This is a genomic window from Echinicola sp. 20G (genome assembly GCF_015533855.1).
Classification (GTDB): domain Bacteria; phylum Bacteroidota; class Bacteroidia; order Cytophagales; family Cyclobacteriaceae; genus Echinicola.
The window spans coordinates 1,073,051-1,096,255 of sequence record NZ_AP024154.1; the positions used below are offsets into that span (position 1 = coordinate 1,073,051).

Annotated in this window: 21 protein-coding genes; 9 read left to right on the forward strand and 12 right to left on the reverse strand. The window is 39.3% G+C overall.

The window, feature by feature from the left end:
• The first annotated feature begins 52 nt into the window (after window positions 1-52).
• Window positions 53-1,090, forward strand: coding sequence for a gliding motility lipoprotein GldB (gene gldB / locus JL001_RS04720; RefSeq protein ID WP_200974998.1), 1,038 nt, complete (start codon window positions 53-55; stop codon window positions 1,088-1,090).
• On the opposite strand, the gene JL001_RS04725 is transcribed toward gldB, so the two are convergent.
• The 5 genes from JL001_RS04725 to JL001_RS04745 form a co-directional block, all read right to left on the reverse strand.
• Window positions 1,059-2,288, reverse strand: a complete 1,230-nt coding sequence (locus JL001_RS04725; RefSeq protein ID WP_200974999.1) for a glycosyltransferase family 4 protein — start codon at window positions 2,286-2,288, stop codon at window positions 1,059-1,061. The two genes, gldB and JL001_RS04725, sit on opposite strands and share 32 nt — an antisense overlap.
• Window positions 2,279-4,078 (reverse strand): asparagine synthase (glutamine-hydrolyzing), encoded by a 1,800-nt coding sequence (asnB, locus tag JL001_RS04730; protein WP_200975000.1) that lies wholly within the window; start codon window positions 4,076-4,078, stop codon window positions 2,279-2,281. The genes JL001_RS04725 and asnB overlap by 10 nt, the downstream gene beginning before the upstream one ends.
• 3 nt (window positions 4,079-4,081) lie before the next feature.
• On the reverse strand, window positions 4,082-4,768 hold the full coding sequence (gene nth / locus JL001_RS04735; protein ID WP_200975001.1) for an endonuclease III: 687 nt from the start codon (window positions 4,766-4,768) through the stop codon (window positions 4,082-4,084).
• Window positions 4,769-4,890: 122 nt separating this feature from the next.
• Entirely contained in the window at window positions 4,891-5,127 is a 237-nt protein-coding gene (locus JL001_RS04740; protein WP_200975002.1) for a hypothetical protein, read from the reverse strand.
• Window positions 5,102-5,704, reverse strand: coding sequence for an RNA polymerase sigma factor (locus JL001_RS04745; protein ID WP_192009530.1), 603 nt, complete (start codon window positions 5,702-5,704; stop codon window positions 5,102-5,104). Before JL001_RS04745 ends, JL001_RS04740 begins: the two co-directional genes overlap by 26 nt.
• 398 nt (window positions 5,705-6,102) lie before the next feature.
• On the opposite strand from JL001_RS04745, the gene JL001_RS04750 reads away from it, so the two are divergent.
• The 4 genes from JL001_RS04750 to JL001_RS04765 all read left to right on the forward strand — a co-directional run bounded on the left by JL001_RS04750 (window position 6,103) and on the right by JL001_RS04765 (window position 11,730).
• The gene (locus tag JL001_RS04750) at window positions 6,103-6,738 is read left to right on the forward strand and encodes a hypothetical protein (RefSeq protein ID WP_200975003.1); all 636 of its coding nucleotides are present in this window, start codon (window positions 6,103-6,105) and stop codon (window positions 6,736-6,738) included.
• Between the two features lie 91 nt (window positions 6,739-6,829).
• Window positions 6,830-9,646, forward strand: coding sequence for an excinuclease ABC subunit UvrA (gene uvrA, locus JL001_RS04755; RefSeq protein WP_200975004.1), 2,817 nt, complete (start codon window positions 6,830-6,832; stop codon window positions 9,644-9,646).
• 139 nt (window positions 9,647-9,785) lie between these two features.
• Window positions 9,786-10,832, forward strand: coding sequence for a YCF48-related protein (locus tag JL001_RS04760; RefSeq protein ID WP_200975005.1), 1,047 nt, complete (start codon window positions 9,786-9,788; stop codon window positions 10,830-10,832).
• 163 nt (window positions 10,833-10,995) lie between these two features.
• Window positions 10,996-11,730 carry a HisA/HisF-related TIM barrel protein gene (locus JL001_RS04765; protein WP_200975006.1) on the forward strand — a complete coding sequence of 245 codons (735 nt, stop codon included), beginning with the start codon at window positions 10,996-10,998 and terminating at the stop codon, window positions 11,728-11,730.
• A gap of 64 nt (window positions 11,731-11,794) precedes the next feature.
• Here JL001_RS04765 and JL001_RS04770 read toward each other — a convergent pair whose 3' ends face one another.
• Complete coding sequence (locus JL001_RS04770; protein WP_200975007.1) at window positions 11,795-12,145, reverse strand: hypothetical protein; 351 nt, start codon at window positions 12,143-12,145, stop codon at window positions 11,795-11,797.
• A gap of 77 nt (window positions 12,146-12,222) precedes the next feature.
• Here JL001_RS04770 and JL001_RS04775 point away from each other — a divergent pair, with 77 nt between their 5' ends.
• Window positions 12,223-12,558, forward strand: coding sequence for a tRNA-binding protein (locus JL001_RS04775; RefSeq protein WP_200980314.1), 336 nt, complete (start codon window positions 12,223-12,225; stop codon window positions 12,556-12,558).
• A 48-nt stretch (window positions 12,559-12,606) separates the two neighbouring features.
• The gene (locus JL001_RS04780; protein ID WP_200975008.1) at window positions 12,607-15,069 is read left to right on the forward strand and encodes a bifunctional UDP-N-acetylmuramoyl-tripeptide:D-alanyl-D-alanine ligase/alanine racemase; all 2,463 of its coding nucleotides are present in this window, start codon (window positions 12,607-12,609) and stop codon (window positions 15,067-15,069) included.
• Here JL001_RS04780 and wecB read toward each other — a convergent pair whose 3' ends face one another.
• Window positions 15,070-16,167 carry a non-hydrolyzing UDP-N-acetylglucosamine 2-epimerase gene (gene wecB / locus JL001_RS04785; protein WP_200975009.1) on the reverse strand — a complete coding sequence of 366 codons (1,098 nt, stop codon included), beginning with the start codon at window positions 16,165-16,167 and terminating at the stop codon, window positions 15,070-15,072.
• 250 nt (window positions 16,168-16,417) lie between these two features.
• Here wecB and JL001_RS04790 point away from each other — a divergent pair, with 250 nt between their 5' ends.
• Window positions 16,418-17,086, forward strand: coding sequence for a hypothetical protein (locus JL001_RS04790; protein WP_200975010.1), 669 nt, complete (start codon window positions 16,418-16,420; stop codon window positions 17,084-17,086).
• A complete protein-coding gene (locus JL001_RS04795) occupies window positions 17,083-18,795 on the forward strand; it encodes a capsule assembly Wzi family protein (protein WP_236252719.1) in 1,713 nt (570 codons plus the stop codon). The genes JL001_RS04790 and JL001_RS04795 overlap by 4 nt, the downstream gene beginning before the upstream one ends.
• A gap of 5 nt (window positions 18,796-18,800) precedes the next feature.
• On the opposite strand, the gene JL001_RS04800 is transcribed toward JL001_RS04795, so the two are convergent.
• The 5 genes from JL001_RS04800 to JL001_RS04820 form a co-directional block, all read right to left on the reverse strand.
• The gene (locus JL001_RS04800; RefSeq protein WP_200975011.1) at window positions 18,801-19,973 is read right to left on the reverse strand and encodes a BamA/TamA family outer membrane protein; all 1,173 of its coding nucleotides are present in this window, start codon (window positions 19,971-19,973) and stop codon (window positions 18,801-18,803) included.
• An 88-nt stretch (window positions 19,974-20,061) separates the two neighbouring features.
• Window positions 20,062-20,757: a fatty acid desaturase gene (locus JL001_RS04805; protein WP_200975012.1), complete on the reverse strand. Its 696-nt coding sequence runs from the start codon at window positions 20,755-20,757 to the stop codon at window positions 20,062-20,064.
• Window positions 20,758-20,793: 36 nt separating this feature from the next.
• A complete protein-coding gene (locus JL001_RS04810) occupies window positions 20,794-21,639 on the reverse strand; it encodes a 4-hydroxy-3-methylbut-2-enyl diphosphate reductase (protein ID WP_200975013.1) in 846 nt (281 codons plus the stop codon).
• Between the two features lie 6 nt (window positions 21,640-21,645).
• A complete protein-coding gene (locus JL001_RS04815) occupies window positions 21,646-22,353 on the reverse strand; it encodes a lycopene cyclase domain-containing protein (protein ID WP_200975014.1) in 708 nt (235 codons plus the stop codon).
• 3 nt (window positions 22,354-22,356) lie between these two features.
• Complete coding sequence (locus tag JL001_RS04820) at window positions 22,357-23,202, reverse strand: phytoene/squalene synthase family protein (RefSeq protein WP_200975015.1); 846 nt, start codon at window positions 23,200-23,202, stop codon at window positions 22,357-22,359.
• Window positions 23,203-23,205: the final 3 nt, after the last annotated feature.

Sequence of the window (23,205 nt, forward strand, 5' to 3'; positions counted from 1 at the left end):
TCAAAAGCCGTGCTTAAGTTTACAATGACAAATATACTGCTATAATAAAAACATGGCCAAAAACCTGAAAATTGGAAAAAGTTATTTTTGCGGAAGATCTAAGACTTTTCTTGTCTTTTTTCTTTTGATCCTTCTTGGAGCTTGTGGTAAAAGTGACCAAAGCTGTCATGTCTCCAGTGAAGTCGATTCAATTCCTGTTGATCTGAAAATCGAGAGGTTGGAAGATTTGTTGTTTGAGGCCAAGAACAATGATGCCATCAACTATTTCTTGGACGGCCATCCAGATTTCACCAACAAGTACCTTCAGGAGGAGCTCTATCCAAGTAGAGAAGCTTTAGTAGCAACACTTAGTGAAATCCCGAGAGACAGTTTAATGGCGGCCTTATACCAGGAAGTGAAATCAAATTTCAAAAACATCCGCCAACTGGAAAAGGATCTTGAAAATAGCTTCAAGCACATCAAATATTATTTTCCGGACTTTAAAATTCCCAAAGTCTACACTTTTGTCAGCGGTTTTACTTCTGACCTCTACATTGATAGTGACATGATCGTAATTGGCTTGGATTATTTTTTACCCCATAACCATAAGTTTCAGCCTCCTGAGATTCCAGAATACATGGCTGTCAGGTATGATAAGGCCCATCTGGTCCCTATGATAATTACCGCTATTTCCTCTAGATACAACGAAACCAACCTGAAGGATAATACCCTTTTGGCAGAAATGATTTTCTACGGAAAGGCCTATCACTTCACCAAAGCCATGATGCCTTGCACCCCTGAGGAATTGATCATTGGATACACTTCTGATGAATTGGCTGCTTGCTATTCCAATGAGCAGTTCATTTGGACACACTTGATAGAAGAAGAGGCTATTTATGAAACCAATCCTTTTGAAATCAGAAAATACACTGGAGAAGCTCCCTTTACAGATGTTATCAGCACAGAAGCACCTGGAAGAGTAGGAAGATGGGTAGGTTGGAACATCGTAGATGCCTACGCTGAAAGGAATAATGTCGAATTAAAAACATTGATGGAAGAAGAGGACGCGAGAAAAATCTTTATGCAGTCAGCATATAAACCTCGTCAATGACAGGCCTTGGAAAGCGTTTTGGATCTAGCGTAAATAATAATCTGCTTATGGCCATCTCTTTGGAAAAGTGAAGCATAGCCAGATTTCTGGAGCGCTGTTTCATGGCTTTTAAAATGGTCTCATCCTCCGCCAAAATTTCCAAATGTCGAATGGTTTCTTTAACCTGCTTGACATCATAAATTATTCCCAAATGGTTGCTCTTAGTCAAATCCCAAACCCAACCTTCATGATTGATCAAAATACCATTGCCCATGGCCAAAGCATCAAAAAACTTATTGGGGCTATTGGTTTGTAATACTGGTAGGTGGTCAAAAGATATAAATGCCAAATCAGTAACGGACAATAAATCCCTTACAGAAATTTTGTCTCCGAAAGGAAGAAACTGCAGGTTTTTCAACTGCAGCTTAGTTGCAAGCCCTTTCAGCTCTTGTAGCTTCTTACCTTTACCCTTGATAGCAAATTGCCATTCTTTTCCTTGATCTTGAGCCTCTTTTGCCAAGAACAACAATTCTTGGACTGCGTTTACCTCACCGATGGCCCCAGTGTAAGAAATGCTAAGATTTTCAGCTTTCCAATTTAGCTGATCCAAGATCTTGCTGCTTTTTTCCTTAGTAGGTTGAAAGAAATTCACATCTGAGAAATTAGGGATCAGGCTCGTAGAAACATTCGGAGCGCAATTCTCCACGTAAGTCCTAATTCCAGGGGAAAGCGTAACTACCTTTAATGCTTGGTCATAGATTTTTTTCTCCAAACCATAAAGCATTTTCTTAAGTAAGGGATTTCTCACCGCGCCCACTTGAACGGGAGCTTCTGGCCAAAGATCCCTTACTTCAAAAACATACGGTACGGCGAGTGCTTTCTTTGCCCATAAACCTATCAGTCCTGTGGTAAGTGGTGTAGAGGTGATGTAAAGTAAATCTGGCCTTTTGAGCTTCATTAGTAACTTCTTGGCCATCTTAACAAACTTCAGAAAGGCATAAGACCGCTTGATAAAACCAAATTTATTGTCATAGCTTACCGGTAGATAATGTACCTTGATTCCATCAATCACTTTGTAATCATATACATTTCCTGAATGTGCGGTAACCATTTCTACCTCAATACCAGCATCCACCATTCCTTTGGCCAAGTGATAAGACCTCACCGCACCACCCTCTTCAGGTTTTAAAAAATATTGGTGGATATAAATTAATCGCATGATTTATTTTTTTGATACCAAGATGCCAGGACAAATGTATTCCAAATTTGGAGGAAATTGTCTTTTACGAACTTATCTGGCGCCTGGCTCAATTTACGCATTTCTTCTGGCAAATGGTCTCCTTGTTCCTTTGCAAAGGACTTAATATGTTCCAAAAAATAATCTCTAAATTTCCGATCTGTCAGTAACCACTCTTTTAGTGGCAATCCAAATCCAATTTTCTTCCTGTTGGCTATTTTTCCTAAACCTGCATCTCCCAAGGACTCTCTAATCCATTGCTTTGACTTAAGTTGGAGATGTTGCTCTTCAGATAAGCTAAGACTTAAATCCACTATTGCTTTGTCCAAATAAGGAGCCCTTCCTTCGATACCATGAGCCATCAACGCATTGTCGTGAATTTTCAAGACATCATTTACCAAATAATAATTCCTATCCCATTCCAAAGCAGCTTTGAAAGGTGTTTTTATGGTAGGATAATATTCCAAAAAGTGAGACCTATATTGTTTGGGCACATTTCTCAATGAACTAAAATTCAAAAAGGTCGCCTTTTCACTATCCTCCACTGCCAACAGCATTTTCTTTAATCGTCTTGGCAAAAAAGGTATGTTACCTCCAACTGCTGATGATTTGGTCAATAATTCTTTATTCTTCAAATAAAATTTGAAGGCTTCATGGCGGCTATAGCCTCCAAACAGTTCATCCGCACCTGCGCCACTTACCAGTATTTTGACATACTTTTTGGCCTCCTTGGCAATCATCCAGCTGATAAAACCAGCACTATCCCCAATGGGCTGATCCAGAGCATCAATATATGCCCCCCAATTTTCAAGGACAAGCTCCTGTGTGATCAATATTTCATGATGCTCACAATTGTACTTTTGCGAAACCCATTTGGCGTACTTATGATCTTGATAATTCTTTAAATATGCATCCTCAAATGTCACCGTGAAAGTATGCAGAGGTATTCCGGTTTCTTCAAACCAAGTACTCAACAACAAACTGCTGTCTGCTCCTCCACTGAGCAATACTCCAACCGCAACATCTGCTTGAAAGTGATTGAGAACAGCATCCGTAAGTAACATTTTAAAATGCTGTTTATCCGGAGGTGGAATACTTGTCCCTTGAAAAGAATGCGTTTTACGCTCCAGTAAATTACCCCCAAAATCAATGGACATGATCTCTCCAGGTAAAAGTTGCTTTACATTTTTGTAAAAACTATCCTCTGGAAAGGAATGCCTTGAGTAGTAATAGGGCAGATATTGGGAAGAATTAATTTTAGAAGGCACTATTCCAGAATGAACAATCGCTTTAGACTCAGAGGAAAAAACCCACTTATTACCTTGGTGAAAATAGTATAGTGGCTTTTTTCCAAATTGATCTCTGGCCGCCACTATTATTTTGGATACCTTATCGATGAAAAGAATGGAATACATTCCTTGAAAATCACCTATTCCATCGGCCCCATATTGGCCCAACCACTTAATAATTATTTCACTATCAGACCTGCTCTCAAATGCCTCCCCTAATTGTAAAAGTCTATTCCTTAAGTCTTCTGCATTATACAGAGCACCATTCCAACATAAGAAATAGCTGTCTTTTACATTCACTGGTTGATTTGCCCAATCTCCCAAATCAATAGTCTTCAACCTGTTTGCTGCCAGGTATAATTCTTTATTGACCGCAAGCCATTCTGAATGGTCAGGTCCCCTGTGACGGGTAGCTTCCATCATTTTGCTAATGGCCCTTTCACCCTCCGATGAAAAGTTGAGAATCAAATTGATCCCGCACATATGCTATTTTTTGGAACTAGAAAACAGGTCATTTTCCATTTCTATCTTGGCTTGGTTCTTTTCAAAATACCTGCAGAAATGAGTGATTTCACATACTTCACACTTAGGTTTTCTGGCCAAGCAAACATAGCGACCATGCAATATCAACCAGTGGTGCGCAATATGGATATGTTCTTTAGGAATGTGTTTGATCAGCTGTAACTCAACTTCGAGCGGTGTCTTTGCATTTTGGGGAACCAGTCCAAGCCGCTTGGATACACGAAAGACATGTGTATCTACCGCCATATTGGGCTGATTCCACACAACAGAGGTTATCACATTGGCTGTTTTTCGTCCCACACCTGGGAGTTTAATCAGTTCCTTTACTGTAGAAGGGATTTCACTGTTGAAATCCTCTACCAGCATCTTTCCCAAACCTAGAAGATGCTTGGTTTTATTATTCGGATAGGATACAGTTTTGATATAAGGAAACAGTTCATCAAAATTGGAAGCCGCCAAATGCTCTGGAGTAGGAAAATCCTTAAATAAGGCTGGGGTGACCATGTTGATTCTTTTATCTGTACACTGCGCACTCAACACCACTGCGATCAGAAGTTGAAACGGGTTTTCATAATTTAACTCTGTTTCAGCAACAGGCATATGAGTCGAAAAATGATCAATAAACGCTTTGTACCGCTCTTTTTTTAGCATATCCTAAGTCCTTAATCCGATCAAATATAAGGCATTTATAAGCCAAAAAATAAATGTGGGCAACAAAAAAGCCCACTCTAAATCTTCATCTAGAATGGGCTTTTACCGAATTATCATTTTTTTTAGACCTTTTCGAGTCCGGAAGATTTGGCTTTTCTCTTAATGGCTTTCACCACCAAATCAGATGGTTCAAGCATGACTCCGTTGAGCTTATCAACGGTACCCAACATATCCAAATAATCCTGCATCAAAGCTTCGTTTTCTCGCAGTTTCTGCTCAAAATCAATGTTTTCTGCTTCACTCATCTCCTGATAAACATATCTTATCAGATGGTCACTTAGGGTAAAATATTTTGTCATAGGCAACATTTATTTGTTTCAATTTTTTACGCATGTTAATCAGCGCATACCTCATCCTTCCCAGTGCAGTATTGATACTTACGCCGGTCTGGTCAGCAATCTCCTGAAAGCTCAAATCCATATAGTGCCTCATAATCAACACTTGCTTTTGAGCTTCTGGCAATTCATCAATTAAATCCCTCACCAAAGCATGTGTCTCATCTCTAACTTTTTGGTCTTCGACATTGGCTTCGGCAAACTTTAATGTATTGAATAAATTTGATCCATCTTCCATAACAATGGATGGATACCGCTTCATTTTTCTGAAATAATCAATGGCCAAATTATGCGCGATGCGCATTAACCATGGCTGAAATTTACCTTCTTCGTTATATCGGTCAGAGTTGAGGGTTTGGATTACTTTCACAAAAACATCCTGTAACAAATCCTCCGCTACTCCTTGATCTTTTACTATCATATAAATCGTCGTGAAAACACGTGACTTATATTTATCTACCAACACTTCGAAAGCAGCTTCGCTTCCGTTTCTATATTGAGCGATCAACTCACTGTCCTTCGGTCTTAACCTTTTACTCATAAATTCTGACGTTTAAATAACGTAGAGGTCTATCTCATATTGCGGATTTTAGGGTTGAAACAAATACAGCTAGTCTCAAATGTATATATTTGAAATACACCATGCAATGAAATAACTGATTTTTTTATATTATAAAAGTGTATCAGAGGCGTACACTCCAAATTTATATTCAGAAACCAACAAAACAACCAAATAATATACTTAATCAGTTTCATAAAAAATAATCGTAAAAAAAATCAAATTCTGTACCATAATTTTCAACTAACCCATTAATAATTGTTAAAAGTTTAAAGCACCAAACTTCATACAAAAACCACTTATCAATACAATATAAATGGCTTACTTATTGCTGTTTAAGATGAAAAGTTGTGGAATTATTCAACAGTAATTTTAAGCTCATGAGAAGTTTCATCATCAAATTCATCCTATTTGCACTTTTATGCACTGCCATTTTCTCTTGCAATGCTCCACACCACCATGAAAATCGCACCATAGAAATGATCGGTTTCAATGAACTCACAATTGATGGGCTTCAACCATGCATCAATGTGAATTTTAACGGAGATAAAGCAACCAGAGATAAATTGATCCAACTCATGGAAAGCGATGCCATGAAACCTTACAGAGTAAAAAAGAACTCAGAGAATTTCTACAAAGATGGAGCCGGAACAAGCGCCCAAAAAAGACCTGGTTTCACATATGGGATTAATTATTTGATCGTATTGACTAATGAATCTGAAAAAGAAAAAATAAGCCAATTGCTACTCGATAGTAATATTCCTGTTTCCATCAACAGCAATGGTTATTACCTTGACCCGCAGCAAAATACTACCCTCCAAGATCAAGCCTTTCAGAACGCGCTGCATAATGCTAAGCTAAGGCTTCAGCATTATGCAGATGGCGTAAACGCAAACTTTGAAATCATATCAATTTCTGAAATAGATGATTATCAACTGTACCCAATGGACGGAATCATATACAATGACAAGCTGATCAAGAAAGTAAAGGTCAAAGCTGAACTTTTATCGGATTGATTGGGGAGTTCAACCCTTAGGGAACTTTTCCTGTCAATTCAGTTTTAAACAAATTACCATTTAAGCTGTTCACTTGGTATCTTTGCAATCTATGAATGAATCGACTCCCTTGAATCCAACTTCCATAGAGGATCTAAATCCCAAAGAATATATTATCATAAAAAACGCACGGGTAAATAACCTAAAAAACCTAAGTGTGGCCATTCCAAGAAACAAATTGGTGGTGGTGACTGGCTTATCAGGATCAGGTAAATCTTCCTTGGCTTTTGATACTTTATTTGCGGAAGGACAAAGGATGTACGTAGAAAGCCTGAGTTCGTATGCTCGTCAGTTTTTGGGAAGAATGGAAAAACCCGATGTAGAATACATCAAAGGTGTTTCTCCAGCGATTGCCATTCAGCAAAAAGTAACTACAAAAAACCCAAGGTCCACTGTAGGCACCACTACTGAAATTTATGATTACTTAAAATTACTTTTTAGTAGAATTGGTCGGACAATTTCACCCATTAGCGGAGAAGAAGTCAAACATCACACGGTAACTGATGTAGTAGATTACATTCATAGTTTTGAGGAAGGCGAAAAAGTGATGATCAGCTGCCCTCTTCAGGTGCATGCGGACAGAAGTATAAAAAAAGAATTGGAAATCCTGCTTCAAAAGGGCTTTACCAGAATCATTATTGAGGGTGAGGTGTATTATGTGGAAGATTTACTTTCCGAAAATGACATCCCTTCTGGAGAAATAGAGATTTTAATTGATAGGGCAGTCATCCAAAAAGAAGATGAGGACAATCAGTTCAGGATTGCAGATAGTGTCCAAACAGCTTTTTTTGAAGGCCATGGAGAGTGCTTTGTGGTTATCCCAAGAAAAGAAAGCAAACAGTTCAGTGATAAATTTGAATTGGATGGCATGTCTTTCGAACTTCCCTCTGTCAATTTTTTTAGTTTCAACAATCCTTACGGAGCCTGTAAAACATGTGAAGGGTTTGGTTCGGTATTAGGAATTGACCCTGACTTGGTAATCCCTGACAAATCCCTTTCCATTTATGAAGGAGCCATTGCTCCATGGAGGGGAGAGACTACTAAAAAGTGGGTTGCCCCTTTGATCAAAAACGGTATTCACTTCGATTTTCCGATTCACCGGCCTTACGAAGAACTGGATGAGCAACACAAGGAGTTAATTTGGACGGGCAACAGTTCCTTTAAGGGATTGAACGACTTTTTCCAGCACCTTCAAAGCAAGACTCACAAAATCCAGTACCGTGTCATGCTGTCTCGATTTCGAGGAAGGACCACTTGCCCCGACTGTAAAGGAACGCGCTTGAGAAAGGACGCTTCTTATGTTAAGGTCAATGGACATTCCATCACAGACATCGTGTTGATGCCCATAGAAAAAGCGCTGGACTTTTTCCAAAATATCAATCTTACAGTTGCAGAAGAAAAAACAGCTAATCGCCTACTGAAGGAAATACTAAACCGACTCGAATATATAGATAAAGTCGGCTTGGGCTACCTAACGCTCAACAGACTTACTTCCACATTATCCGGTGGAGAGTATCAAAGAATCAAACTGGCCACTTCATTAGGAAGTGCCCTGGTAGGTTCCATGTACATTTTAGATGAGCCCAGTATTGGCCTACATCCACGCGATACGGATCGACTGATATCTGTTCTTGAGACCCTTCGAGATTTGGGGAATACAGTAATTGTCGTTGAGCACGAGGAAAAAATCATGAAAGCGGCTGATGAGATCATTGATATCGGCCCTGACGCAGGTGTAAATGGTGGGGAGTTAGTATTCCAAGGAGGGCTGGAAAACCTGCTAACTCATGGGGAAACCTACACTGCCAAATACCTCAAAGGTGAAGAGCAGATCAACATCAAAAAAGGTAACCGCAAATGGAAAGATAAAATCATCATCAACGGTGCCCGAGAAAACAATCTCAAAAACCTCACCGTACAAATCCCTTTGAATACCCTTACCGTCATTACTGGGGTAAGTGGCTCTGGCAAATCCACCTTGATCAAAAAGGTACTATATCCGGCACTGGGCAAAACACTGGGAACAGTAATCGATGAAACAGGCAAATTTGATAAGCTTGGAGGAGATTACAAATCCATTTCACAGGTGGAATTTGTTGATCAAAACCCAATAGGTAAATCCAGTAGATCTAACCCTGTCACCTACGTAAAAGCTTACGATGCGATTAGGAGTTTGTTTGCCGAACAAAGCCTTTCCAAGCAAAGGGGCTACAAGCCCGCTTTCTTTAGCTTCAATGTAGATGGTGGCCGATGTGAAGCTTGCCAAGGGGAAGGCACCCAAAGGATAGAGATGCAATTTATGGCGGATATCTTTTTGACCTGTGAATCCTGCAAAGGAAAGCGGTTTAAAAATGAAATTCTGGATGTAACCTACAAGGATAAAAACATTGCCGACATTCTGGACATGACCATCGATGAGGCCATGGAATTCTTCAAAGGCAAAAACGCCATTATCCATAGACTCCAACCATTGCAGGAAGTAGGACTAGGCTATATTGGGCTCGGCCAATCCTCCAACACACTTAGTGGTGGAGAAGCCCAAAGGGTCAAGTTGGCTTCCTTCCTGGGAAAAAGTAGTGGTAAAAACAAAGATCATGTGCTTTTCATTTTTGATGAGCCCACCACAGGTTTACACTTCCATGACATCAAAAAACTTCTTCATTCTATTAATGCTCTGATCGAGGAAGGACATTCTGTGATCATCATTGAGCACAATACTGAAGTAATCAAGTCTGCGGATTGGGTCATTGACCTTGGCCCTGAAGGTGGAGAGAGAGGAGGAAATATAACTTTTGAAGGTACACCTGAAGCCTTGCGAGAAGTAGCGGACAATTACACCGCCAAATATTTGAGAGAGTCATTTATGTAAGACCGAAATAGCTTTTTGATAAAATACCTTTGATGAAAAATTAAATTTTCATTAAGTCATTATCATCTGGAAACTTTTCCTCTTCTAATCAAGTTTTAAAATCTAATAATTATAAATAATTAAATTTTTACGAATAAATATGAGAAAGGCACACCATCTCCTATTTTTGCTTGCATTATCTGCAATCGTATGGACAAGTTGCAGCAACCCACCATCTGTTGAGGTCAGATCCCCTTTGGGCTGGGAAATTCTGAACACTCCTACCAAAAGCTCTTTGCGTGGATTGTGTCCGTTGACCGAAGAGATTGCATGGGCCACTGGCAGCAATGGGCTATGGATGCTTACCATTGATGGAGGCCAGTCTTGGAATCATGGGGTCATCGACGGTCTGGACACTGTAGACTTTAGGGATATTGAAGCTTTTAATGCCAGTACGGCCATCGCTGTTTCTGCCGGCCAACCTGCTGTAATCTATAAAACTACGGACTCCGGTAAAACCTGGGAAAGAAAATATGAAGGTCCAGAAGAAGCATTTTTGGATGGTTTAGTATTTGAAGATGATAGAAGGGGTTATGCTTATGGTGACCCTGTGAATGGGAAATGGATGATTTTGTTGACCTTGAATGGTGGAGAATCTTGGGAACCACTTACTACAGCTCCCAAAGCCCCAAAGGGAGAAGCTGGTTTTGCTGCCAGTGGCTCAGGAATCTTATCCAAAGGGCACCGGATATGGATGGCCAGTGGAGGCTTCAAAAGCAATATCTATTATTCTGAGGACGGTGGTGTAGACTGGGATACCATTCCTGCCCCTATCATTCAGGGTGAACCCTCTCAAGGGATTTTTTCTTTATCATTTATCAACGGCAAAAACTTGGTGGCTGTTGGGGGAGATTACCTTAAACCTGACTTCAATCAAAATAATATCAGTCTCTCATTTGATGAAGGAATTACATGGAAAAAGCCAGAAGGAACCCCTCCATCTGGTTACCGATCGGGTGTCACTTATTTTCCTGCGTATGGCTGGTTGATCTCTGTGGGAACGAATGGATCTGACTATTCCACAGATGGAGGAAATAACTGGACCAAGTTTTCAGACATAGGGCTGCATGCAGTAAAAAGATCAAAAAATGGCGGTGCCATTTGGGCCTCTGGTGGTGAAGGGAAAGTGGCACTGCTGAACTTCTAATTGTAAATCAAGCTTGAAAAATATTTACAATACATAATTATTAATTGATTATGTGAAGTGTTATATTAGGAAGCAATTCAAAAAGAAACAGTGCTTTGCCCTCCTTGGTTTTGGAAGGTAAAAGCGTAAAACACCAAGCTCACAGATTTAATTTAAGCCCAAAATGTTCGAGATTATACCATCCATATGGCTGATCAACGGTAAATGTGTACGCCTAAAGAGAGGCGATTTTACCACTCAGGAAGTGATTTCAGAAAATCCACTTGAAATTGCACAGCAATTTGAGGATTGTGGTATTGAACGCTTGCACTTGGTTGACTTAGATGGAGCCCGTCGCGGGGAGCCCAAAAATTACCATATACTTAATATCATCGCTGGCTATACTTCCTTGAAAGTCGATTTTACAGGAGGAATCTCCACAGATGGGGCAATCATCAAGGTTTTTGAACATGGTGCCAAAACCATTACAGCCTCCACTGTCGCAGCCAACTCCCCTGATAAATTTGCCCAATGGCTTATTTCCTATGGTAGAGAAAAAATCAATCTTGCTGTAGATACCAGTCCAGAAAACTACAATATTAAAATTCGAGGTTGGTTAAAAAACACGGATATTAATCTTTTTGACCAAATCCAATATTTTTATGATCGAGGCTTGAAATATCTCAAATGTTCTGATATAACCAGAGATGGTGTAATGGAGGGACCTAATTTTTCCCTGTATAAAGAAATCTTAGATAAGTTTCCAGACTTACATTTAGTAGCCAGTGGCGGGGTTAGAGATACTGATGATTTCAAGAAATTACGGGATATGGGGCTTCGAGGGGCTGTATTTGGCAAAGCTTATTATGAAGGAAAGATCAAGATCGAAGATCTAAAAGAATTTGTATTAACTGTATAAAAAATAAGGAGGCCATCTAGCCTCCTCACTTTGGGTTATTGTTAATTGTAAAATGGGTTCTTGTTTAATCTTCTTTGAAACGATCTACTATATATAAAAACAGATTAAATGATAGAGTAGACATTTCATCTTTCTTGACATCTTTTTCTCCTGAAGCCTTATAGATAGGATTTTCCTTCCTTTCTTTCACAGTAGATTTGCTTACAGGATTTGCTTTTTCTGGTTTATATTCTTCGAAAGAGTTTACATTTCCATTATCCTCCAATACTTCCAAACGACTTCTTTCTTGTTGCGATGAACGATCACAATCCCTAACTTCCTGCGCATCTGCTTCCGTTGACAAAAATGTTCCGCCAATTGCTCCAAACATTATTGCAAGGAAAGATTTAGAAAGAATTTGGTTAGCTTTGGACATCGTAAAATATAATTTTAACAATCTTTTGTTGGCCTTATTACATTCAAAGTTTTCAAATATACAAATAATTGAATAAGATGCAAACGATTCAGTTTTCTGATTTTCAAAAGGTTGAAATCAGAATTGGCACAATTATCCAAGCAGAAATTTTTAGTGAAGCTAAAAAACCTGCCTATAAGCTTCTTGTAGACTTGGGAGAGCTAGGTATTAAAAAGTCTTCGGCACAAATCACAGAAAATTATGTCCCGAAAAAATTAGTTGGAAAGCAGGTTGTTTGCATTTGCAATTTTCCTCCAAAGCAAATTGCTAACATCATGTCAGAAGTTTTGGTAACCGGTTTCCATGATCAAAACGGACATGTCGTTCTCACTACTTCAGATTTGCCAGTACCCAATGGAACTAAGCTGTATTAACCCTGATGAATTCTTAATTTTGGCTCTTCCACAACCATTATCAATCTCATGATTAAACCTATCTCCATTGAAGAACTTGCTACATTGATCCAGGGCGAAATTATTCAGAAGAATTCCCATCATTCCATTGAATTTGTTTCTACCGATTCCCGTAAAATCATCAAAGGAGAAACTACCTTGTTTGTGGCACTGAAGGGATTCAAAGTTGATGGTCATTCTTACTTAGAAGAAGCCTATCAATTAGGGGTCAATAATTTCATCATTGAAAGAGAGGTTTCTCATTTCACATTTTCAAATGCCAACATTGTCCAAGTAAGCAATGCATTGGATGCATTACAATCTTTGGCAGCCTGGAACCGGTCAAATTTCTCAGGTCCTGTCATTGGTATCACTGGAAGTAATGGAAAAACAATAGTCAAAGAATGGATTGGTCAATTACTATCCGTGAAATTTGACATTGCCAAAAGTCCTAAGAGCTACAATAGTCAAACCGGTGTTCCACTCTCCATATTTGGTATTGAAAATCATCATCAGGCAGCTATCTTAGAGGCAGGCATCTCTAAGCCAGGTGAAATGGAGCGGCTTGAGCAAATGATCAAACCCAATGTAGGTCTCTTTACCAACATCGGAACGGCCCATGCCGAAGGTTTTGAAAGCCAAGAGCAGAAACTCCAGGAAAAGGCTTTACTATTTAAAGATAGCCAATTCATTGTCTATCGACAGGACCATCAAGCGGTTCATGAATTTTTAACCAAACACTTTTCTTCTGACAGATTAATCTCATGGTCCCAACAGTCTGGAGCTGATTATACCCTCGCCATAAAAAAAGAAGGTTCAGAAAGCAAAATCACTTTGATCAAACCGGACATGGGACTTTTCACCTTCTCTACCCGATTTACAGATGAAGCGTCTTTGGAAAATCTTCGCCATGCTATAGTCGCAGGACTTACTCTTGGGCTTTCCGAAAAAGACATTCAAAATGTCATTCCGCAGCTAAACACGGTGGAAATGAGACTTACCCTAAAAGCCGGAGTCAACCAGTCTCTACTTATAGATGACACTTATAATAATGACTTAGCTGGTCTTGATATTGCCTTGGAGTTTTTACAAAACCAAAGACAAAAAAATAGAAAAGTGGTTATTTTATCGGATCTTCTTCAAGCTGGGGATTCTGATTTTGTCTATGATCGTGTCAACGCCCTTATCAAGCATTATCAAATAGATTTGTTGATTGGTGTTGGAAATGAAATCAAACAATTAGGACAAAACCCTCCTTGTTCCACGCTCTTTTTTGAAAGTACCAAGCACCTTCTCTCCGCCATTAATGAAATTCCATTTCAAAATGACCTCATCTTAATCAAGGGCGCCAGGACATTTGCATTCGAACAGGTAGTGAATACCCTTCAAGAAAGAATTCACGGTACAGTGTTGGAAATCAATTTGAATGCCCTAAGAAGGAATTTCACTTTTTATAAACAACTGTTAGAACCAAAAACAAAAGTCATGGTTATGGTCAAGGCATTTGCTTATGGAGGAGGAGCTACTGAAATAGCACACCATTTAGAGCAGTTAAAAGCTGATTACCTAGCTGTGGCCTATACCGATGAGGGAGTGGCACTGCGACTGGATAAAATCAAACTCCCTATTATGGTCCTAAACCCAGCACCTGAATCTTTCCCAAATCTCATCAGGCATCAGCTCGAGCCCGTAGTTTATAGTCCCTCATTTTTCAAACAACTAGGTGAATATTGTCAAAGTAACCAATCTCAATTGAGTATTCATTTGGACTTGGACACGGGCATGCACCGCCTGGGATTTGGTGAAGAAAATCTTACTGAATTAGTAGATTTGATTCAACTTTACCCAGAATTACATATCGCCAGCTGTTATACACATTTGGCTGGAGCAGATGAGGCCATACATGAAGAATTCACAAAGAATCAAATTGAATTGTTTTCATCTATGTGCAATGCTATCCAAAATTCGCTTGACTATTCCCCCATCAGACACGCACTTAATTCTGCTGGCATAGTAAGGTACCCCAAGCATCAATTTGACATGGTTAGGTTAGGCATTGGATTATATGGCGTGGAAGTGAATGGTATGCATGAAAGTGCACTACAACCAGTAAGCACTCTAAAAACAACAGTGTCTCAAATCAAATCGTTGAAAAAAGGTCAAACAGTAGGCTATAGTAGAAAAGGATCCATGAAACGTGATGGGAAAATTGCTACCATCGCCATAGGCTATGCAGACGGCTATGACAGGCGCTTTAGCAATGGTAACGGACAAGTTTTAATCAATGGAAAAAAAGCTCCCGTCATTGGGAATGTCTGTATGGACATGACCATGGTGGACATCACAGACATGGAAGTTAGAGAAGGCGATGAAGTTATTATCTACGGAGAAGGGCTTTCTATTATGGAACAGGCAAAATCCATTGGAACCATTGCTTATGAATTACTCACCAATATCAGCGGACGTGTCAAAAGAGTTTATTATTTGGATTGATTAAATGGCATAAATTTCCAACAAGATCTTAACAATTCTATCAGAAGTTTTTCCGTCCCAAAGAGGAATCTGTTGATATTTCTTCCATTGACCTGAGAGCATTTTTTCCAAATAAGGCTTGAGTTTGGAAGGATCAGTACCAACCAGCTCATTTGTACCCAGGTCGATGGTCTCAGGCCTTTCCGTATTATCCCTCAATGTCAAACAGGGAACATTCATCACGGAAGCTTCTTCCGTAATTCCACCAGAGTCGGTAATCACACCTTTCGAATGTTTCACTAAATAATTAAACTCCAAGTAGGAAAGTGGTTCAACATAATGCAGTCTATCGTTTTCAATCCCTAAGTTCTTCAACACCTTCGCGGTCCTTGGGTGAACCGGAAAAACAATTGACAAACTTCCTGTTCCTTCTAAAATAGCTTCCATCATGGCTTTTAGCTTCACTTCCTCGTCCACATTTGCTGGGCGATGCAAAGTCAAGACAAAGTACTTCTGGGAAGAGAGTTTGTCGTAAATATTTCCCCCCGGCTTTCGAAATCTAGGCATCTGGCTGAGCAAGGTATCAATCATTGTATTGCCCACAAAATGAATCCTGTGGTTTTCTACCCCTGACCTTCTGAGGTTCTCATTGGCCAATTCCGAAGTAGTAAAGAATTGATCTGTGATGCTGTCCGTTACTATACGATTAATTTCCTCTGGCATACTCATATCTCCTGATCTAATACCTCCTTCCACATGTACGACTGGAACCAATAATTTCTTTGCAGTAATAGAGCAAGCCAAAGTCGAAGTGACGTCACCTACCACCAAAACCACATCAGGCTTATTGTTTAAAAGTTCCCTTTCAAAACCAATCATGATGGCAGCAGTTTGCTCTGCTTGAGAACCACCTCCAGCTCCTAAATTGGCGTTTGGGCTTGGGATATTCAGTTGTTCGAAAAAGTCACCTGACATCTTGTGATCATAATGTTGGCCAGTATGTACCAATCTAAAGTCGATACCAACTCCTAAACTTTTTTGCTTATCAATGGCATGAATAATAGGAGCGATTTTCATAAAGTTTGGACGGGCACCAGCAACCAAGGTGATATTGAGCATAGGACGATTGAGCTAACAAATTACTTTAAAATGATCATGTCGACGATGCTGCGAATATACTGATTCTTTTATTGGAACTGAAAACAGGTCAATTCTTATCTAGGTAACTACTTTATAAAAAAGTGGGGTACACCAACTTTCCTGTCAATTTCGTTTATATTTGTGACTTTATCGAAGGACCGACAATAATATCCATCACCTTCGGGTTGTAAATCAGTAGTTGAATTAATAAAACCAGCTAGGTCACCAGATGCAAATAAAACTCCCTAAGTCTTTTCCTTTACTTTTTGGACTAGCAATTACATTATCATTTCTCAGTTCCTGTCAAGAGGATGAATTAGTGGGAGAAATTTTGGTGTATGAAAATGACTTTTCCCATGCTAGCAGTCTTACCAATATTGAGAATGGTAAAGTCCATGTTTTTGAAAATGATACCATCCTTGGCAATTACAATAATGAAGAAATCTCCCTCAACATAGAGGATATGCCTTATCACAATACCGTAAGAGTAGTCATTGAATTATTGCTTCATGACAGTTGGGACGGAAACGTTGGAGGCGTAGGAGGACCAGACTATTGGTACATGAACGTAGATCAGCAACAAATCCTATACACCACCTTTTCCAATTCACCTTGTGTTTCTACTTACTGCCTTTACCAGTCTTATCCTGACAATTATGGCAGAAATTATGATCCAAAAACCAGTGCAGTTGAAACCAACCTGCCCGGACTATGTCAATACAGAAACACTCCAGGCTGGACTTCAAAATATAGAATTTCAAAATTGATCGACCATTCCAATCCAAATATCAACATCACTTGCGGTGACATTTTAAACCAAAGTAACGCACCATCTGCAATCTGCGATGAAAGTTGGTCCATCTCCAAAATTGAAGTAAGTGCCCTTTATGTAAAATGATGACAAAAAGCTCAATACTATATAAAACCATTAAGGCTATCACCTTTCTTTTTTTGATAAGCTCTCCTGTTCTGCTTTTTGCACAAACCAGTAATCTCAATGCACCCTTTTTGGAAGAGTACCTGAGAAGGCAACAGCTCATTGGTAATTTCAATGAAAACTACTCTTTCAACATAAGACCCCTATCTCCAAATGTTGATGATATGGATGGTGAATTTGACAATTCCAGAAGTATCTATAATGATCTTTATGATTATAGGGTCCAACAACTCTTTGCCAATGGAAAAGGAATTTTCAAAATACTACCAGTTTTGGTGAAAAGTCAGTACAATTCTAATTATTCCTTTGGGATTAATGATGGCGCAATGATTCCCAATAAAGGCCTCCAGGTACTTCTCAGTGGAGGCTTCTACGCTGAATTCGAAGGCCTGAGCCTTCAATTTCAACCTGAACTTATTACCGCTCAAAATCTCGATTTTGAAGGCTTCCCCTTGGATCACTGGGCCAGTACTTGGAGGCAATACTATGAATGGCTAAACTACGCAGATATTCCAGAACGTTTTGGTACTGGTTCCTATACAGAACTATTCTGGGGTCAATCTAGCATTAAATACACTTACAAGGATTTCTCAATCGGAGTTTCTACAGAGAACATCTGGTGGGGACCTGGCAAAAGAAACTCACTCCTGATGAGTAATAATGCTCCAGGTTTTCTTCATGCTACCGTTGAAACCAAAAGACCCATTTCCACCAAGATAGGTCACTTTGAAGGCCAATTGATAGCTGGGAAGCTTAAAAACTCAGGTTTTCCACCTCCCCAGTCTAGCTATATCAGTCAGCAAACCCCACTTTATGTGCCTAAAAGAGATGAAGATTGGCGCTATCTTTCTGGTATCACCATCAGCTACCAGCCAAAATGGGTTCCTGGCCTAAGCGTTGGCTTCAGCAGTGTTTCTCAGATGTATAATAATGACATGGACCAATTCTCCGATTACCTTCCCATCTTTAATGGAGAAAAAGGGCCCGCCAATGTTGTAAATGTAGATCGTGACCAAAGAAACCAACTCAGCGCTGGATATTTTAGGTGGATGAGCCATGGGGGCTTGTTTGAATTCTATGGAGAATATGGTTCAAATGGAAACAGTAGAAAGCTCAGGGACTTTCTGGTTAACCCTGACCTCAACAGGGCATTTACTTTTGGGTTTACCAACCTAATCCCTTTAAAAAAAGAAGACAGCTATATCCAACTCAGCTCAGAGATGACCCAAACCGGTCAGACCGTCAGGGACGCCATCGTGGCCAAAAATAGCTGGTATACGCATTCTTATGTGCGACATGGTTACACCCATTTGGGGCAAGTCCTAGGTGCTGGAAATGGCCCGGGAAGCAATGTCATTTTTTTTGAAGCTAGCTGGGTTAAAGCTTACAATAAACTAGGCTTTACTATGGAACGCATTGTCTATAACAATGATTTCTATTACAAGAGGTTTGAAGAAATTAAGGATTGGAGAAGAAAATACATTGACTTGGTTCCTTCCTTGATTGGTGACTGGAAAGTAAACAACTTTCTGCTCAGTGGAAAAATACAGTATGTCAACACTTTAAACTACAAATGGTACTTAGAGGAGAACCCCAACCAATATTTCATCGCCGGCTTAGACAAAACTAACTTCGTGGCCAGCTTCAGCATGATGTACATTTTCCCATAAACCTATCAGATAACCTCATTAAGACCAAAGTAAAAGGCAGTTTGGTCTCCAAAGCCAAAGTCAATACGAATATTGATACCCTCATCCATCAATTTATAGCGAATTCCAAATCCTCCACCATAATGGAAACGGTCAAATCCATAGGTAGAGATTTTGTCCGCTACTTGCCCAGCATTACTGAAAAGCACCATTCCCAAGTTTCCATAAACAGGTAACCGTAATTCTGCCTGGTAAACCATGGCCATCTTGTCCCGGTAACGACCTTCAAAATATCCACGCATTCTCCGGCTCCCACCTATTGCTGCCATTTGCTGAAAAGGAGATTCCCCCTCTATAAAACTCCACCATGCTTGGACAGCTAGCAATTTATTTCTTAAAACAGGCACATATTTTCTCAGGTCTAACTCATAACGATTATATGTGTATTTACTTCCTAAAAAAGGCTGGAAAGACATCCATGTAAATTGATGATAAGAACCGGACTGAGGCTGGAATACATCATCTCTGGTGTCGTAATTCAACTTTAAACCCAAGCCTGATACCCGAGGATTTTCACTTCCTGGAATGGATCCGCTGTCCAACATCCCTCCTTCTTTTTTCTCATAAACATTGTCGGCTCGAAATTCTATCCGTGGACCTACATAAACATGAGGTAAAATCCTTCTCATATAATTAAGATGGAAATAGATATATCGGCTGGCATAGTCTTCTTGATTTTCTGAGGGAAGATCATTTCCAATACCATAGAATTTAAAGGGGTACTTGGTCAACTCTAGCCTTGCATTGATATAGTCTTTATTGTAATTCTTCCACAAATCCAGGTCAAGCTCCAAAATTGCCTGCTTCTTTAGGGTATAAATAAATGTAATTGGCATGGATGAAGGCCGAAGGTTCTGCTCAACCATTTTATCTGATTTAAATACCTTGATGGCTCCTGCCCCTACTCCTAAACTGGTTTCAGGAGAATAGGTAACTGCTGGAATAAAAGACCAAGTGTCCGTACTCAATACATCCAGCACCTTTTCCACCGTACCAAAAAGACCGCCTTCTGGCCCTTCATATATTGAAGTATCCATGGCAACCTTGAGAGAGTCATCTTGTGCAAATACCCCGGAGACCTTAGTGATAGAAAAAGCAAAGACCAATGAGGCCACAATTATTAAACTGTTATTTGACATTTACAGAGAGCTGAACATTGAAATGAAGTTCCGCAAAATTACTGAAATCTGTCTATTCAACACGATTACCTAATAAAAGGATAGAGGTTTAAGATTTGTATCTCCATAATCTCCACCAAGGAGTTCCAGGAGAATCATGATGTTCATAGTGATATCCAAAAAAGTAACACGTAAGAAACGCCCAAAAATGATTCTTTTTCATGCTACCAGACTGATGCTTATTGTCGTGCTCTCCCTTGTGAGGCAAATAAGTCCCAAAATAAAATAGCTGAAAGGTGGACAAAATAGCAGGTAGCATCCAATAGAACACCAAATTTTCAACAGGATAAACCAGCCTGAGCAATTGAAACGCTACTCCCATCAATACCAATTGACCTAATGAAAGATAGGTTTTAATAAAGCTCCAATACCAAGGCCAAAAATCACCTGACTCATGATAATCCGGATCACTCACCGAAGCTACAAAGCGATGGTGATCATGGTGTTTTGGAAATAACTTATGGTAAAAATTAAAAGAAAAAAGGATGGCACAAAACCAGCCAATGGCTTTATTTAGTCTTTTATTGAAGGATACTGTTCCATGCATAGCGTCATGGGCCGTAATAAAGAGCCCGGTATAAAGATGCATTTGAATCAGGACTCCCATGTAAGTCAAGGGATTGGTATAATCCATTTCCCAGTTAAGGAAAAATAGAAGAGATAGAAACCATATCAAAATAATTCCCAAAGCAATGATAGTTCCCATTGGATCAACTGGTCGATATTTTTCTTTGACAAAAGACATATTTTCTTCCAAGTTACTGTAAGATAAAAATATCTTTTAAAAGTTCAGCAAGCGGTCCCTGACCTCTTCCATCAACCACCGAGGTGTCGAAGTCGCCCCACAGATCCCCACCGTTTGATTTGAATTGAACCACGACGGTTTAACTTGACCTGCATTGGAGACAAAATAGGTTTCGGTATTCTGACTTTTACAAACTTCATAAAGGGCCTTACCGTTACTTGATTTGCTTCCACTCACAAAAACGACTTTATCGAATTCTGTCGAAAACTTTCTCAATTCTTTATCTCGGTTGGAAACCTGTCGACAGATAGTATCGTTGGTCTGAACCGTAATGCCCTTTTCTTCCAATATTCGGTTGATCTCATAAAACCTATCTGTACTTTTGGTAGTCTGGCTGAAAAGGGTAATTTTTTCGGGCATATTGTCCAAATCCAATTCTTCAATATTTTGAAATACAACCGCCTCATGTTTGGTCTGACCCAATAGACCTTCTACCTCTGCATGTCCATGTTTACCAAAAATATAGATCCTATCCTGACGGTCATAGGCATTCTTGATCCTATTTTGAAGCTTTAGCACTACTGGACAACTTGCGTCTACTAAAGTAAGGTCATTTTTCAGTGCTAACTCATAGGTAGTTGGAGGTTCTCCATGCGCCCTGATCAAGACCTTTTCATTTTTTAAATCTTTTAAAAATTCTCGATCTATGATTTTAAGACCTTTGCTTACCAAACGACTGACTTCCTCATCATTATGTACTATATCCCCCAGGCAATAGAGGTGGCCCTCTTCATCAAGGATTTCCTCTGCCATCTCTATGGCATATACTACACCAAAACAAAAACCAGAATTAGGATCAATATGTACCTTGAGATCTAACATATCTTATTAACCCAAAGGGCTTTGGATTGTTTTTCTTTGCTTGATTTTTTCATAAATAGAAATATTCATCAGCATCAGTCCCATGGAATAGATAAAGTCTTCTACAGGGATAGTAAATATGCGTAGCCCCAAATTTTCTGCGTCATCATAAAACACCACTGGTTCAGGAGTAAATGCTCCTGTCAAGGTGCCGTTAAAAAGTAAAAACGGAATCAAATGCACCAAGTAAAAAACATAAAACCTTCCTAAAATTTTATCCTTAAAGAAATAATAATGAAGGGTCAGCAGGAGAGCTACCAAAGTAAAGTTCACACAGGTATACCATTTGTCAAGGTTTAGGATTCCAATAATAATCAAGACTCCTATAAGCAAAAATGTAATGCCTTTGGTAATCTTTGTTTTGGGTTTAGGAGGAAAATAAAATTGGAGTACTTCATAAATAAAAATAGTTGAGAAGGGGACAATGATAAAGAAAAGACATTCTTCTAAGGGCAAACTACCCAAATATACTCCTGTCAAATATCTTTCATTGAAGCCCCACACCCCCATCTCTGTAAACCACTGGTCCCAGATCAAGTATAGAGCAGCAGTAAATAAAATGGCTGGAAATAAGGCAAACCACTTTTTAGCATAACTTACCTTAGACTCAAATGACCAAAGCAATGGGAACAATAATGTCGCAATGTTTAATATCAAATAGAGACACTTCTCCATAAGCTATTCTTCTAAACCTAACTTTGACCCAAAGTAAATACCTAAAAGCAATGATAGCTTTTTGATATTGGGGATTCGTACCCTTCTTAAAGTAATCGTTTCTGGTTCTAACTTCTTAATCTTCCGAAACAGATTCAAATAATATAAATAGGCTATTTTGACCCCAATTTTTGCACCAACAGGCAAGCGCTTTATCCCCTCATAGGCATCATCAAAGTCCTTTTGGATATCCTCTTCAATTTCTTTTTTCTTTGTACGGTTAAAAGTTTTATAATCTACTTCCGGGAAATAAACCCTTCCTCTTTCTTCATAATCACTCTTGATATCCCTTAGGAAGTTAACTTTTTGAAATGCAGAGCCTAATTTACACGCTGGAGATTTTAGTCGTTCATATTCTTCCTGGTTTCCTTCACAAAAAACCTTCAAGCACATCAAGCCAACTACCTCTGCAGATCCGTAGATGTATTGTTTGTATTTACTATCATTGTATAGACTAAAATCAAGATCCATGGCCATACTGTCCAGAAACGCATCAATGAGCTCCTTTTCAATCCCATATTGATGGACCACTATTTGAAACGAATGTAAGACAGGGTTCATACTTATTTTTTGATCAATAGCTTCATAAGTATCTTCTCGGAATTTATCCAAAAGATACTTTTTATCCTTATGGTGAAAAGTATCTACAATCTCATCTGCAAAACGCACAAAACCATAAATACCATATATTGGGCCGTGAAGCTTCTGATCCATCACCCTAATGCCTAAGCTAAAGGAAGTACTGTACTTTTGAGTGATCAGTTTGCTACAGGCTAGCGTAGTCTGGTGATATAAATTAAGAGCATCCATGGT

What these genes read in the sequence shown, in the direction of transcription:
- gldB (WP_200974998.1), top strand. Translation starts at nt 53, where the DNA reads ATGGCCAAAAACCTGAAAATTGGAAAAAGTTATTTTTGCGGAAGATCT.
- JL001_RS04725 (WP_200974999.1), bottom strand. Translation starts at nt 2,288, where the DNA reads ATGCGATTAATTTATATCCACCAATATTTTTTAAAACCTGAAGAGGGT.
- asnB (WP_200975000.1), bottom strand. Translation starts at nt 4,078, where the DNA reads ATGTGCGGGATCAATTTGATTCTCAACTTTTCATCGGAGGGTGAAAGG.
- nth (WP_200975001.1), bottom strand. Translation starts at nt 4,768, where the DNA reads ATGCTAAAAAAAGAGCGGTACAAAGCGTTTATTGATCATTTTTCGACT.
- JL001_RS04740 (WP_200975002.1), bottom strand. Translation starts at nt 5,127, where the DNA reads ATGACAAAATATTTTACCCTAAGTGACCATCTGATAAGATATGTTTAT.
- JL001_RS04745 (WP_192009530.1), bottom strand. Translation starts at nt 5,704, where the DNA reads ATGAGTAAAAGGTTAAGACCGAAGGACAGTGAGTTGATCGCTCAATAT.
- JL001_RS04750 (WP_200975003.1), top strand. Translation starts at nt 6,103, where the DNA reads ATGAGAAGTTTCATCATCAAATTCATCCTATTTGCACTTTTATGCACT.
- uvrA (WP_200975004.1), top strand. Translation starts at nt 6,830, where the DNA reads ATGAATGAATCGACTCCCTTGAATCCAACTTCCATAGAGGATCTAAAT.
- JL001_RS04760 (WP_200975005.1), top strand. Translation starts at nt 9,786, where the DNA reads ATGAGAAAGGCACACCATCTCCTATTTTTGCTTGCATTATCTGCAATC.
- JL001_RS04765 (WP_200975006.1), top strand. Translation starts at nt 10,996, where the DNA reads ATGTTCGAGATTATACCATCCATATGGCTGATCAACGGTAAATGTGTA.
- JL001_RS04770 (WP_200975007.1), bottom strand. Translation starts at nt 12,145, where the DNA reads ATGTCCAAAGCTAACCAAATTCTTTCTAAATCTTTCCTTGCAATAATG.
- JL001_RS04775 (WP_200980314.1), top strand. Translation starts at nt 12,223, where the DNA reads ATGCAAACGATTCAGTTTTCTGATTTTCAAAAGGTTGAAATCAGAATT.
- JL001_RS04780 (WP_200975008.1), top strand. Translation starts at nt 12,607, where the DNA reads ATGATTAAACCTATCTCCATTGAAGAACTTGCTACATTGATCCAGGGC.
- wecB (WP_200975009.1), bottom strand. Translation starts at nt 16,167, where the DNA reads ATGCTCAATATCACCTTGGTTGCTGGTGCCCGTCCAAACTTTATGAAA.
- JL001_RS04790 (WP_200975010.1), top strand. Translation starts at nt 16,418, where the DNA reads ATGCAAATAAAACTCCCTAAGTCTTTTCCTTTACTTTTTGGACTAGCA.
- JL001_RS04795 (WP_236252719.1), top strand. Translation starts at nt 17,083, where the DNA reads ATGATGACAAAAAGCTCAATACTATATAAAACCATTAAGGCTATCACC.
- JL001_RS04800 (WP_200975011.1), bottom strand. Translation starts at nt 19,973, where the DNA reads ATGTCAAATAACAGTTTAATAATTGTGGCCTCATTGGTCTTTGCTTTT.
- JL001_RS04805 (WP_200975012.1), bottom strand. Translation starts at nt 20,757, where the DNA reads ATGTCTTTTGTCAAAGAAAAATATCGACCAGTTGATCCAATGGGAACT.
- JL001_RS04810 (WP_200975013.1), bottom strand. Translation starts at nt 21,639, where the DNA reads ATGTTAGATCTCAAGGTACATATTGATCCTAATTCTGGTTTTTGTTTT.
- JL001_RS04815 (WP_200975014.1), bottom strand. Translation starts at nt 22,353, where the DNA reads ATGGAGAAGTGTCTCTATTTGATATTAAACATTGCGACATTATTGTTC.
- JL001_RS04820 (WP_200975015.1), bottom strand. Translation starts at nt 23,202, where the DNA reads ATGGATGCTCTTAATTTATATCACCAGACTACGCTAGCCTGTAGCAAA.